Origin of the sequence: Kutzneria buriramensis, from assembly GCF_003387475.1 — a bacterium.
Lineage (GTDB): Bacteria > Actinomycetota > Actinomycetes > Mycobacteriales > Pseudonocardiaceae > Kutzneria > Kutzneria buriramensis.
This window is the reverse complement of the sequence record NZ_QUNO01000010.1, coordinates 285,630-299,291: the sequence shown is the minus strand read 5'-3', so window position 1 is coordinate 299,291 and position 13,662 is coordinate 285,630. Positions and strand designations below refer to the sequence as shown.

Here is a 13,662-nt window from a genome sequence, read left to right as displayed (position 1 = left end):
ACGGGTGGGCGCGTCGGCCGACACGGCCCTCGCGCCCACATGCGTCCATGTCGACTGTCCCGTCGACTGGACCATTGCGGGCCTACGCGAGTGAGCTCCGCCACCCTGCCGTGGGTGCACACCGTCCGTCGCGGTGCTCGGACGGGTCGTCACCGCAGGTGAGATGGGCTGAACGGCGGTACGGGACATCCTGGACGTTCCACGTTCGCGTCAACTTGGGTGACCCGTCCCAGCCGTTCGTGGCTACCGAGGTTCTGGTCCACTCCGCGTCGCTCTACGATCGCGCCCATGGCCGAGTACATCTACACCATGAAAAAGGCGCGCAAGACGCATGGGGACAAGGTCATCCTCGATGACGTCACCACCGCGTTCTACCCCGGCGCCAAGATCGGTGTCGTCGGCCCGAACGGCGCGGGCAAGTCGAGCGTCTTGAAGATCATGGCTGGCCTTGACCAGCCGAGCAACGGCGAGGCCTTCCTCAGCCCGGGCTACACCGTGGGCATCCTCATGCAGGAACCGCCCCTCAACGAGGAGAAGACCGTCCTCGGCAACGTCGAGGAAGGCGTTGGCGAGATCATGGTGAAGCTGCACCGCTTCAACGAGATCGCCGAGCTCATGGCCACGGACTACTCCGATGAGCTCATGGAGGAGATGGGCAAGCTCCAGGAGGAGCTCGACCATGCCAACGCGTGGGACGTCGACTCCCAGCTCGAGCAGGCCATGGATGCCCTCCGATGCCCGCCGCCCGACGCGAACGTCACCCAACTGTCCGGTGGTGAGCGACGTCGGGTCGCGCTGTGCAAGCTCCTGCTGAGCAAGCCCGATCTGCTACTCCTCGACGAACCCACCAACCATCTGGACGCGGAGAGCGTTCTCTGGCTCGAGCAGCACCTCGCCGGCTATGCGGGTGCTGTCCTGGCCGTGACCCACGACCGCTACTTCCTCGACAACGTGGCCGAGTGGATCATGGAAGTGGACCGCGGGCGCGTGATCGGCTACGAGGGCAACTACTCCACGTACCTCGAGAAGAAGGCCGAACGCCTCGCCGTCCAGGGCAAGAAGGACGCCAAGCTCCAGAAGCGCCTCAAGGACGAGCTGGACTGGGTCCGGTCCGGCGCCAAGGCTCGGCAGGCCAAGTCGAAGGCCCGTCTGCAGCGCTACGAGGAGATGGCCGCCGAAGCCGAGAAGAACCGCAAGCTCGACTTCGAAGAGATCCAGATCCCTCCGGGCCCGCGTCTGGGTAGCGTGGTCGTCGAGGTCAACGACCTTCGCAAGGGCTTCGGCGACCGTGTCCTCATCGACGGCTTGTCGTTCGACCTCCCGCGCAACGGCATCGTCGGCGTGATCGGACCGAACGGCGTCGGTAAGACGACCCTGTTCAAGACCATCGTCGGCTTGGAGAAGCCCGACTCGGGCAACGTCCGGATCGGCGAGACCGTCCAGCTGTCCTACGTCGACCAGAACCGCGCCGGCATCGACCCGAAGAAGACGGTCTGGGAGATCGTGTCCGACGGTCTCGACCACATTCAGGTCGGTCAGACGGAAATGCCGTCCCGGGCGTACGTGAGTGCCTTCGGTTTCAAGGGCGCCGATCAGCAGAAGCCGTCCGGTGTGCTGTCGGGTGGTGAGCGCAACCGCCTCAACCTGGCGCTGACCCTCAAGCAGGGCGGCAACCTGATCCTGCTCGACGAGCCGACGAACGACCTCGACGTCGAGACGCTCGGCTCGCTGGAGAACGCCCTGGAGCAGTTCCCCGGCTGCGCTGTGGTCATCTCCCACGATCGGTGGTTCCTTGACCGCGTCGCAACGCACATCCTGGCCTGGGAAGGCACCGAGGAGCAGCCGGCGAAGTGGTTCTGGTTCGAGGGCAACTTCGAGGGCTACGAGAAGAACAAGGTCGACCGACTGGGTGTCGACGCGGCGCGTCCGCATCGAGTGACCTACCGGAAGCTGACACGGGACTGAGGCGGCAATCGACGTGGCCGGCAGTGGTGAGGCGCAGGCAGATGCGGAGGTCGGCACGCTCAGCGTGCCTGCCTGGCAGCTGCGTTGGCAGGCTCCGGAGCTGAGCCTGGTGCTCAGCGAGCGGGCCTCCGCACTCGCCAACGGTCGGCGCGACGAGTCGGAGCGGTTGAGGGCGGAGACACTCGCGGTGTTCGCCCTCAACCGGCTCGACAAGGGCGTTCAGGCGGTCGAGCGCGCGATCGCGGCTCTCAAGGCCGCCGAGGGCGGCGATCACGCCGAGCTCGCTTGGCGTCTCCGGGTCGAGTTGGCGAGCTGTGCCCGCGCCGCAGGCGTCCCGCTCACTGGATTTGGTGTGCTCAAGCCCGTCCTGCGCGCCGAGGGCGTGCCGACCGAGATTCGAGCGTCCGCCCTCGTTGCGCTGACGGACTGCCTGGTGCTGATCGGACGGAGCAAGGAGCTCACCGACGCACTGGATCAGGCCGAGCAGCTCTACCGTACGGACGCTGACCTCGGCGACGACACCAAATTGATCTTCCGGGCATTGCTGCGCGCCTCGGCAGCGCGGCAGCATCGTCGCTGGGGCGATTTGAAAGCGGCGATCGACGCGGCGCGTGAAGGCTTGGCACTGCTCGGCGAGTTGAGCGACCGGGCGGCGGACTCCGGGCACGTCGCCAGTCGGTTGGTGTTGGAACTCGTATGCGCATTGATGGATGCCGAGCAGTTGCCGGACGCCGTGGCGGCGGCGCAGGAGCTGCTTGAGCAGCCGGTACGGGCACCGTCAGCGGCGTCTGTCGGTTGGCTCAAGTTGGCGTTGGCGACACGTGTCCATCTGCCGGCTGGACGAACCAACATTGCGAACGACCTGCTTCTTGACGTCGCGGACAGCGCCGGGCGGCATCAGCTTGATCTTTTGCTGTCCGAGAGCATGCTGGCGTTGTCGCATGTGCACGAGATGGCCGGGCAGCTATCGGAGGCGTTGACCTGCCTACGCGGGGCGCACACGGCTGAGCGGCGTCGGACAGCCGCCTTGTACACCGTTCGAACGAAGCTTGCCGAGGAATTCGCGGCCGCGCACCGTGAAAGCACCGCGCTGAAGGAGCAGCTGCCGAGCTTGATCAGGCAACAGGCGGTTGGCTCGCGCCCGGGTATCGACCCGGTCAATGATCTGCTGGACCGCAATGGTCTCCGTCGACAGATCGACGCCGTTGTGAACGGTGGCTACATCGACCACGCCTTGTCCCTGGTCCTCCTCGACGTCGATGTCGCGGCTGCGAGCAGCAATGCGGTCTCCGTTGACGACCAGGTCATGCACAAGATCGCGGATCGTGTGCGCGACACGGCTCCGGGCAAGGCGGCCGTCGGGCGAACCGCCGGGGACGAGCTGGCAGTGCTTCTGCCTCATACGACCCGTGACGAAGCGCAACAGTGGGCGGAAGCACTCAGGTCCGATATCGCACCTCGTTTGTCGGTCACGATGACCGCTGGCGTCGCCGAATATCGGCCGGGTAGTGGCGGTGATGCGCTGCTGACGGATGCGGATCAGGCGCTGTCGCAGGCAAGGAGTGACGGCGACACCAACGCGCCCAGCCTGAGCAGCCACGGGAATGGACCAGCGGCGGAGGTTCTGGTCGAACGGCCGGCCCCCGTGCCCCGTCCGGCACGGGCAACGTCGGACGATTTGCCTCGTCGCAGATCGAGGCGAGCCGACGAGCAGTCTGCGGGCTTGTCGACGGCCTGGGCGCAGGCAGCCGACCGTTGGCGGATGGGCAACGCCGGTGTGGGTTCCACGCCAGTGGATGTCGCGAACTCGGCGAGCCTGTTCTCTGATGGGACCGAAGTCTCGGAACGAGAGCGTTCGCAGGAACCTGGTGCGCTGGCTGCGTTTTTCCGCAATTCGGGTGAGACGACCACGGACACGGTGGAGTCACCGCAGCCCGAGTCGACAGGTGGACGGCGTCGGGCTGAGGACCGGGTACCCAAGGCGGAGAAGGCCCCGCAGTCGCGGCACGCCAACGACGACGCGAGCCGTCCAGGTCTTGCTTCCTTGGTGGAGTTGCTGGCCGCAGCCGGTACTGGTGGGCGTCGGCGAGCGCCGGAAGCCGCCGAACCCGAGACTCCTGCCGCGGTGGAGCAGACGGTCAAGCCACTTCAGGAGCGGCCGGCCAGTCCGGGTCGGCGTCGTCGTGCTGAGTCGATTGAACGCAGCGAGATCGTCGACGATCTTCGTGCTGATTCGGGTCGTTGGCGGCTTGAGCCGCCGTCGAGTCGCGTTAGCGAGGTGCCGTCCGCAGATGGGCACACGCCGGCAAAGCCCTCCTTGCCGGAGCCGGCCGACGCTGCGCAGGTAGGCGACGAGGGATTAGCTGCGGCAACGGATACGTCAGGCCTTCGTGACGATCGGCCAGGCACGGGCGGCGGTGTTCAGGAGTCCAGCACGGTTCCGTTCACCACCCGCGCCGGCATGCCGCACGAGATTGTTGGCCGGGACGCCGTCGTCGAGCCTGAGCAGGACGCCGTTTCCGGGCCGGCTGCTGCCGTGGCGACAACCACCAACGACCGTGACGCCGTGACCGATCGGCCTGCGGATGAGCCGGTCCCGGTGACCGAAGGTCGACGGCCCAGGTCGGAGTTGGCGGATCTTCTGGCCGAGGCTTTGGTCGCGTTCGAGTCGACCGAACACGCCGTGCACACGCATTTCGAGGACGAGCCGGCGGCGACGCGGGCTGTCACTGAACCGACGCCGACGGTCGACCGGTACGACTGGCAGTCGGAACCGTCAGGGTCGCGGCATCGGCAGCCCGAACCGGACGACCGGATCGACGTGCCGCGTACTTCGTCCGAACCACCGATGTTGTCCGACTGGGTGCTTTCGGGCAGAGAGGACCAGCCGCCGCGCACCGGCACATCGGGGCTGGGCGACTGGGCCCCCGCGCCGTTCCGTGAGGACCGGCCGGTGGTCGACCGTGACCCGCGGCCCGTCGAGCCGGAACGCAACTGGTCGGACTGGACGTGGACGCCACCGGAACGCTGACCAGGCGAAAGGCAACTCGCCAGTAACCTGCGAACGTGAGTTGGTGGCTCCCGTCACAAGGTTCGATTCAGCTGCAACCCCTAGGCGTTTGCGGTGTGGCGGCCCATCTAGTGTGGACCCCGGTCCCGGCGCACCGAGGCGCCGGATAGCGTGGAGCCGCCTGAAAATGACCCCGACTGGAGCCCCGTCCCGCCCTGCGACCGCCGCCGCCGGCGTGAGCCGCGAAGACCGGCTGGACAGTCCCGAACAGGTACGCGACGAGCTGATCGGCGGCGCGGTCGCCGCCGCTCCGGAACTCGCAGAACTGATCCGCCTCTACTACCGCTACGTGCCCGCCGAGGAAGTCATCGACGACGACCCGAGCGACCTGGTCGGAGCGGTGCGATCCACCTACCAGCTGGCGGACAACCGTGTCCCCGGCCGCCCGGTGGTCCGCATCATCAACCCGACCAAGTCCCAGGACGGGTGGGCGTGCCCGGTGACGGTCGTGCAGATCGTCACGGACGACATGCCCTACCTGGTCGACTCGATCTCGTCGGCGCTGATCCGCAGCGGGATCCAGGTGCACCGCGTCGTGCACCCGATCGTGGTGGTTCGCCGGGACGTGACGGGTGAGCTCCGCGAGGTGCTTCCCGAGGCGGATCCGGGGGATCCGCCGGCGGACACCCTCGCCGAGTCGTGGATGCACATCGAGGTCGACCTCATCACCGACGCGGATCGCGGTCGCGAGCTGGAGAACCGGCTCATCTCCGTGGTCAACGACGTCCGCGAGGTCGTCGAGGACACCGACAAGATGGCCGGCATGGCCGGTCAGCTCGCCGACCAGTTGGAGAAGGCGCCGCCGGCGCTCGACGCGGAGGAGATCTCCGACGGTACGAGCCTGCTGCGGTGGCTGGCGCAGGGGCACTTCACCTTCATCGGCTATCGCCAGTACGAGTTGGTCGCCGATCCGGCCGGCGGCGAAGAGCCGGCGCTGCGCGCGGTCCTGGCCTCCGGACTGGGTGTGTTGCGCCAGGACAGCCTTGCAGCACGGAGCCTGACCGCTGGCCCGGACACGGCGGCGCAGGCGCTGGCGCCGGAACTGCTGGTGTTGACCCAGGCGAGCGCGCCGTCCGCGGTGCACCGCTCGATGTACCCGTACTACGTCGGTGTGAAGACGTTCGACGCCGACGGCAATGTCAGTGGCGAGCACCGGTTCCTGGGCGTGTTCACGACTTCGGCGTTGCACGAGGACGTGCTGGACATCCCGGTGATCAGCCGTCGGGTCCGCAACGTCATCCACAGGGCGGGCTTCCCGCTGGAGTCCTACTCCGGCCAGAAGATGCTCGAGGTCATCCAGAACTACCCGCGCAGCGAACTCTTCTCCACCGACGCCGACACGCTGTACGACATCGCCACCGGTGTGCTCGCCCTGGCGGAACGCCGTCGGCTGCGGCTGTTCCTGCGGCGCGACCCGTACGGGCGTTTCTATTCCTGCCTGGTGTACCTGCCGCGGGACCGCTACACGACGACGTCGCGGCTGGCGATGCAGGAGGTGCTGCTGGCGGAGCTTCAGGGCAAGAACCTGGAGTACAGCGCACTCATCGGCGAGAGCCCGCTGGCCCGCGTGCACTTCATGGTGCACACGGAGCCGAGCGAGGCGACCGAGCTGAATGCTGCTCACATTCAGGCTCTGCTGGGCGAGGCGACCCGCAACTGGGACGACAGGATGGCCGACGCGATCCTGTCCGAGCACAACGAACCCGAGCAGATCTCGGAGCAGGCCAACCAGCTCGGTGCGGAGTCGGCAACCGAGCAGGGCCAGCGTTTCGCGATGGCTTTCCCGGAAAGCTACAAGGAAGACTTCACTGCCACCGAAGGTCTTGCCGACCTGCGACGCATCCAGCGCCTGTCCGAGGGCGACCTGGACATGTCGTTCTACCTGCCGGCGGACGCCGAACCGGGGGAGCGGCGGTTCAAGCTGTACCTGGCCGGTGCGCGGGTGACGCTGTCGCAGGTGCTTCCGGTGCTCCAGCGGATGGGCGTCGAGGTCGTCGACGAGCGTCCGTACGAGATCCACCGCGAGGACGGCACGCAGTGTTGGATCTTCGACTTCGGTCTGCGTATGGAACAGGCGGTTCTGGAACGGCTGGCCACCCAGGACCTGGATGTCGTTCGCGTGCTGTTCCAGGAAGCGTTCGCCGCGGCCTGGCGCGACGAGGCGGAGGTCGACAGCTTCAACGCTCTCGTGCTGCGCGCCGGACTCGGCTGGCGGCAGGCTTCGGTGCTGCGGGCCTACGCGAAGTACCTTCGGCAGGTCGGCATCACCTACAGCCAGGACTACATCGAGGACGCGGTCCTGCGCTACACGAACGTCGCCGAGGCGCTGGTGCGACTGTTCGAGTCGCGGTTCGACCCGGCGTTGTCGGACGACACCCGCACCGCTGTCGTCGGCGCGCTGACCACCGAGATCACCGGTCTGATCGATGAGGTGACCAGCCTCGACGCCGACCGCATCCTGCGTCAGCTGCTGTCGCTGATCAACGCCACGCTGCGGACGAACTACTTCGTCCGCAGCGCCGATGGCGATGTCCGGCCGTATCTCGCGTTCAAGTTGGACTCGCGGTCGCTGCCGGAGCTGCCGGACCCGAAGCCGCGGTTCGAGATCTTCGTGTACTCGCCCCGGTTCGAGGGCGTGCACCTACGGTTCGGTCCGGTCGCCCGCGGTGGCCTCCGGTGGTCCGACCGGCGGGAAGACTTCCGCACCGAGATCCTGGGCCTGGTCAAGGCGCAGGCGGTGAAGAACGCCGTCATCGTCCCGGTCGGCGCCAAGGGCGGATTTGTGCTCAAGCGGCCGCCGGCGCCGAAGGGCGACCCGGGCCTTGACCGCGAGGCGTTCCTGGCCGAGGGCATCACCTGCTATCGGATGTTCATCTCGGGGCTCCTCGATCTGACCGACAACCTCGACGCGGGCACGGTCGTGCCTGCTCCGCAGGTTGTTCGGTACGACGATGACGACACCTACCTGGTCGTCGCGGCCGACAAGGGCACCGCGACGTTCTCCGACATCGCCAACGAGGTCGCCGGCAAGTACGGCTTCTGGCTCGGCGACGCGTTCGCCTCCGGCGGTTCGGTCGGCTACGACCACAAGCAGATGGGCATCACCGCCAAGGGTGCGTGGGAAAGCGTCAAGCGGGCGTTCCGCGAGCTCGGTGTCGACACTCAGACGCAGGAGTTCACGGTTGTCGGCGTCGGCGACATGTCCGGCGACGTGTTCGGCAACGGCATGCTGCTGTCCGAGCACATCCGGCTGGTCGCCGCGTTCGATCACCGGCACGTGTTCCTCGACCCCAACCCCGTGGCGGCGCCGTCCTTCGCCGAGCGGAAGCGCCTGTTCGAGCTGCCGCGTTCATCGTGGGACGACTACGACCGGTCCCTGATCGGCGAGGGCGGCGGGGTGTGGCCGCGGACGGCCAAGTCGATTCCGCTGAGCCCGCAGGTCAAGGCGGCCCTGGGCATCGACGACGGCGTCGAGCAGCTGGCACCGACCGAACTGATCAAGGCGATCCTGCTGGCGCCGGTGGACCTGCTGTGGAACGGCGGCATCGGCACGTACGTGAAGTCGGCGGCGGAGTCGCACGCCGAGGTTGGCGACAAGGCGAATGACGCGGTCCGTGTCGACGGCGCCGACCTGCGCGTCAAGGTCATCGGCGAGGGCGGCAACCTGGGGTTGACGCAGCGCGGCCGGATCGAGTTCGCGCGGGCCGGCGGCCGGGTCAACACCGACGCGTTGGACAACTCAGCCGGTGTCGACTGCTCCGACCACGAGGTCAACATCAAGATCCTGCTGGACCACCTCGTCGCCGAAGGACAGTTGGACCGGGAGCAGCGGAACGCGCTGTTGGCGGAGATGACCGACGAGGTCGGCACGCTGGTGCTCCGCGACAACTACTGGCAGAACGCAGTGCTGGGCGTCAGCCGTGCGCACGCGGCCCCGATGTTGTCGGTGCACGCACGGTTGGTCGACGACCTCGAGGCCAACCACGGGCTCGACCGTCGCCTCGAAGCACTGCCGTCCGCCATGCAGTTCAAGGCGCTCGAGAAGGCCGGCGAGGGTCTGACCTCGCCGGAACTGGCCACGCTGCTCGCGCACGTCAAGCTGGCGATCAAGGACGAGGTGCTCGCCAGCAACCTGCCCGAGTCGGACGTCTTCGCCCGCCGGCTGCCGGAGTACTTCCCGACCAAGCTGCGGGATCAGTTCGTCAACGCGATCGGCTCGCACCCGCTGCGCAAGCAGATCACGACGACGCTGTTGGTCAACGAGGTCGTCGACGGCGGCGGCATCTCGTACGCGTTCCGGCTGGCGGAGGAAGTCGGCGCGAGCGCGACGGACGCGGTCCGGGCGTACGCGGTGGTGACGAACGTGTTCGGCCTGCCCCAGATCTGGCGCGAGATCGACGAGCTGGACAACAAGGTCTCCACCGACCTACAGGACGCGTTGATGCTGGAGACGCGTCGACTGCTCGACCGCGCGTCGCGGTGGCTCCTGTCCAACCGGCCCCAGCCCCTCGCCGTGGGCGCGGAGATCAACCGCTTCGCCAAGGTGGTCAGCGAGCTGGCGCCGCAGGCGTTGACGCTGCTGAGGGGGCGTGAGCGGGAGATCGTCGTCGACCACGCCAAGCGGCTGATCGACCAGGGTGCGCCGAAGGACTTGGCGGAGCGGGTCGCAGCGCTGCTCTACTCGTACGGCCTGTTGGACACCAGCGAGGTCGCGGAGCTGGCGGAGCGCGAGGGCCTCGGCGTCGAGCGCACACACCAGGAAACCGCGGAGCTGTACTACGCGCTTTCCGAGCACCTGAACATCGACCAGATGCTCAGCTCGGTCAGCGCGCTGGAACGCGGCAACCGCTGGCACGCGCTGGCCCGCCTGGCGCTGCGGGACGACCTGTACTACTCGCTGCGGGCCATCACTCTCGACGTGCTCCGGCACAGCGACCCCGGCGAGAGCCCCGAGGCGAAGATCGCCAACTGGGAGCAGTCCAACGCGTCGCGGCTGAGCCGGGCGCGGGCGGCGCTCCAGGAGATCGGCCGGGTCGGCCGGCTCGACCTGGCGACGCTGTCGGTGGCGGCGCGGCAGGTGCGCAGCATGATCCGCTGAGATCGGTGGACGAATGGAGGCTCCGCGGGTGCGCATCGCTCGCGGAGCCTCGCTCGTCAGTGGCTGCTGTCCGGAAAATGGCCGCGGAGCTGGCTGAGTAGGATCGAATGCTGGATCTGGGCATCAGCCAGGGAGGCGTTGTCGTTGGGTGTCTTCGTCGCGCAGGTGCGACCGCGGTGGTCCGACATGGATGCCTACGGGCACGTCAACCACGCGAACACGGTCACCCTTCTCGAAGAGGCGCGGGTCGCCCTCGTGTTCACCGAGGCGGCCCGACAGGGCCTGCTGGACATGTCCCGGGGCATGGTCGTGGTCAAACTGGCCGTGGACTATCGCGTTCCGCTGGTGTTCGACGGAGGATCGGTCGACATCGAGATGTCGGTGCGCGATCTGAAGGCTTCCTCGTTCGTTCTGGACTATTCCGTGCGCATTGGTGGGAACGGTTCGTCGACCGTCGCGGTCACCGCGGAGACGTTGATCTGCGCGTACGACGTCGAGGAGACGCGACCCCGCCGGTTGACCGACGCGGAGCGTGACTTTCTCGCGAGCTGGCATTCCGGAGGCGCACGTGGCTGAGTTGGTTTTCGCCGACACGTCCGAGCGTGACGACCTCGGCGCCTTCGTAGCCCGAGCTGTCCGTCTGGACCAGCAGGGGATCGTGCGGCTGCGGGCCCGTGCCGAAGACCGGGTCGAGGCCTGGGTGGCGACACCGTTCGACGTCTTGGCAACGCGGTCGGTAGCCGGCTCGGTCACGCCCTCCGACGTGGCCGTGGCGGGCAGCGAATTGCTGTCCGGCCTGGCGATTCTGCGTGGCGATCGGGTGGATCCGGGCGCGTCGAAGGATCTGCTGTGGCGCAGTGCGCTGCCGCCGGCGGACGGCTGGAAGCAGGTCGACAACCTGCCGGTGACCGTGGTGACAGAGTTGGCCGACCAGGGCGTTGCGGTCGCGCGGGAGAACTCGGGTCCGCATGGGACACCGCCGGCGTCGCTGCTGGACCAGACGGTGCTGACGGTCAGTGGCAGCGGGTTGGACGTGAAAATTCCGCTGCGTTGTCTGTTCGCGCTGTCCGGAATGGGTTTCCTCGGTGGCGGCGACACGGGCGGCGATGTGCGCGTCACTGCGACCGACTCGTGGTTGCGGATTGACGCCATGTTCGGCGCGGTGGTCCGCCGACGTCACGCGTTGCTCCCACTGCTGGTCTGACGAAATCGAGCAGTTCGGGCGAAGTACAGCTGGTCGTCGAACGCTGGCTAATCGATGAAGTCAGGTGGGCAGGGCAGGTTGAGCTCGATGGACGACTGCGGGCCGGCCGAGAGCAATCCGCATCGGTTGAACGACGCCAGGCAGCTCAGCAGCGACCGCGATGGCGGACGCCGCCGAGCTGACCGGCGTGGTTGGCTGACCTGCGTGGTTGAGAAGGCCGGTCAGCTCAACTGATCGATGATGCCGACTTCAACGACGGTGCCGACTTCAACGATGTTGCCGAGCTGTGTGCGAAAGCGAGCAGTGGCGACGAGGTTGAGGTGGTCGGCGAAATCGAGGAGTTCGGTGAAGTCGGGGTCTTCGTCAGCGGAGCATGAACTCGTGCGTGGAGAGGGCTCGGTTGACGATCCGGACGTCGCCGATCCAACCGTAGAAGCCCTGGTCGACGGTGCGGTCGTAGTCGTAGGCGCCGAGCAGCCAGTTGCCTGTGCCGGAGATGCCGACGGCTGGGGTCCTGGGATTCCTCAACACTTGACAACCCTCGACGAACATTGACGAGTGTTGACCATCATTGACTAGGGCGACGTGCCACCACTGGTCGAGTGGCAGCTCGTGGCCCCAGCAGGTGGAGATGCCGTTCTGGTTGAGAGGGAAGACGGCCCACTGGAACTGGGCGCCGTCGGACAGCGCCAGGGTGGCGGCCGGCTCGAGCGGGTCGTCGCCGGTCTTGCCGGCATCACCGCCGCGGCAAAGCCGGGAGAAGATGCCGCACCAGGCGTGCAGGCCGTTCTTGAAGTCGCCGGGGACCTTGACGAAGGCCTCGATGGTGTAGCCGTGCTGGAAGTCGGCGGAATTGAGCGGTGCGTTGTCGACGGTCTTCAGGTACGCGCCGTGGCCGGGGTTCTTGCCGCCGTCGAACCGGAGACTGCCGTGAGCCGGGGCGCCGGGGTGGAAGTCGGCGGACCAGCTGAGCGCGGACGCATTGCTGCCGGGCATCGTCACGCGGGTCAGGTCGTTGCCGTGACCCGAGAGGTCGCGTTGCACCAGTCCGTCGGCGACCGGCGTGCCGGCGGTCGGACCGCCGTCGAACCGCCAGTAGGCGAGCGTGCCGGGAATCAGCACGTCCCTCGCCGGCCGGGCGACCGGCGGCGGCACCGGGGCGAAGCCGCTGAACCGGGCGGTGAAGTCGATGTCGAGCGTGAACCGGTTGACCGGACCGGTCAGCTCGATCTCGCGCCGGTCCAGCTCGTTCAACCGCGACGAGTTCTGGGCCAGCAGCCAGGGCGAGATGGTCGACACGTCGATCACGTTGCGGGCCAGGTCGAAGCGGTAGAGCCGGATCATGGCGCTGCCGCCGTAGAAATGGTCCTGGTAGTTGGTGATGTGCACGTGGACGTCGTGCCCGGCCTTGTTGCGCAGCACGGCGCGGCCCGGCGGCCAGAAGTGGCCGTTGAGGGTGAGGAAGATCTGGTCGTTGTCGCTGATGAGCTGGTCCCACAGCTGCTGGCCGTAGTCGGAGAGGCTGGCCTGCCCGGAGTCGTCGGCGTAGGCGAGTTCGTGGGTGGTGAGGATGACCGGCGTCTTCGGGTGCTGCCGAATGACCGACCGCGCCCAGTCGAAGCCGGCCGGCGAGAGCCGCCAGTCCAGCGCCAGGACGAGCCAGTCGCGGCCGCCGGCGCGGAACACGTGGTAGCTGTTGTAGCCGTCCTTCGACGAACCCCGGAACGTCGGCGAACTGCGGAATCGCTGCGGGCCGAACGTCGACAGCCACGGCGTGCCGCCGCGCTGGTCGTTGGTGGACGAGTTCACGTCGTGGTTGCCGGCCAGCACGCTGTAGCCGACCCGGTTGCGGTCGAGCGCCTGGAACGAGTGGCCGATCTGGGCGATCTCGCCGGCCTCGCCGTGCTCGGTGAGGTCACCGAGATGCGACAGGAAGACAACGTTGTCATCGCCGCCGTCGAGCACGTAGCGCAGAGAGGCGTCCAGCGGTGCGGCGTCGCCGCGGTCCTCGTCGAACAGGTACTGCGTGTCGGGCATGACGACGAGCGTGAAGCGCGGGTCGTTCGGGTCGGGGCACCAGCCGGACGGGGCGGCGGCCGCGGACACGGCGCCGAGCGCGCCGGTCGCCGCGACGCCCGCGCCGATAAGCCCTGCACCGCGCAGGAAACTGCGACGACTTGAGTCGGTCATGGCCGGCAAGCTAACCGCCGCGTGTCAACGTGGTCGGAACGGCCGGTGAACGGCACCGGTCGAGGCAGAACAAGCGAGCGATTCGGACGGGCCGGTCAGCGACGGGGGGACAGGAGGGCGGGAAAGGGCGCACTG

At 67.6% G+C, this 13,662-nt stretch carries 6 protein-coding genes; 5 read left to right on the top strand and 1 reads right to left on the bottom strand.

From position 1 onward, the window contains the following. Window positions 1-288 precede the first annotated feature (288 nt). From ettA to BCF44_RS29120, 5 genes are all read left to right on the top strand, one after another. Window positions 289-1,965, top strand: coding sequence for an energy-dependent translational throttle protein EttA (gene ettA, locus BCF44_RS29140; RefSeq protein ID WP_116177591.1), 1,677 nt, complete (start codon window positions 289-291; stop codon window positions 1,963-1,965). Window positions 1,966-1,978: 13 nt separating this feature from the next. Next, complete coding sequence (locus tag BCF44_RS29135; RefSeq protein WP_116177590.1) at window positions 1,979-4,996, top strand: diguanylate cyclase domain-containing protein; 3,018 nt, start codon at window positions 1,979-1,981, stop codon at window positions 4,994-4,996. A 166-nt stretch (window positions 4,997-5,162) separates the two neighbouring features. Continuing rightward, a complete protein-coding gene (locus BCF44_RS29130; RefSeq protein ID WP_116177589.1) occupies window positions 5,163-10,133 on the top strand; it encodes an NAD-glutamate dehydrogenase in 4,971 nt (1,656 codons plus the stop codon). A gap of 186 nt (window positions 10,134-10,319) precedes the next feature. Next, window positions 10,320-10,709 (top strand): thioesterase family protein, encoded by a 390-nt coding sequence (locus tag BCF44_RS29125; RefSeq protein WP_116177735.1) that lies wholly within the window; start codon window positions 10,320-10,322, stop codon window positions 10,707-10,709. Beyond that, window positions 10,702-11,337: a DUF8185 domain-containing protein gene (locus BCF44_RS29120; RefSeq protein ID WP_116177588.1), complete on the top strand. Its 636-nt coding sequence runs from the start codon at window positions 10,702-10,704 to the stop codon at window positions 11,335-11,337. The genes BCF44_RS29125 and BCF44_RS29120 overlap by 8 nt, the downstream gene beginning before the upstream one ends. Before the next feature lie 363 nt (window positions 11,338-11,700). Here BCF44_RS29120 and BCF44_RS29115 read toward each other — a convergent pair whose 3' ends face one another. Then, window positions 11,701-13,527 carry a LamG-like jellyroll fold domain-containing protein gene (locus BCF44_RS29115; protein WP_116177587.1) on the bottom strand — a complete coding sequence of 609 codons (1,827 nt, stop codon included), beginning with the start codon at window positions 13,525-13,527 and terminating at the stop codon, window positions 11,701-11,703. Window positions 13,528-13,662 lie beyond the last annotated feature (135 nt).

Bases quoted from the DNA above. Each gene is read 5' to 3' on its own strand.
- BCF44_RS29115 (WP_116177587.1), bottom strand. From the start codon at position 13,527: ATGACCGACTCAAGTCGTCGCAGTTTCCTGCGCGGTGCAGGGCTTATC.
- ettA (WP_116177591.1), top strand. From the start codon at position 289: ATGGCCGAGTACATCTACACCATGAAAAAGGCGCGCAAGACGCATGGG.
- BCF44_RS29130 (WP_116177589.1), top strand. From the start codon at position 5,163: ATGACCCCGACTGGAGCCCCGTCCCGCCCTGCGACCGCCGCCGCCGGC.
- BCF44_RS29125 (WP_116177735.1), top strand. From the start codon at position 10,320: ATGGATGCCTACGGGCACGTCAACCACGCGAACACGGTCACCCTTCTC.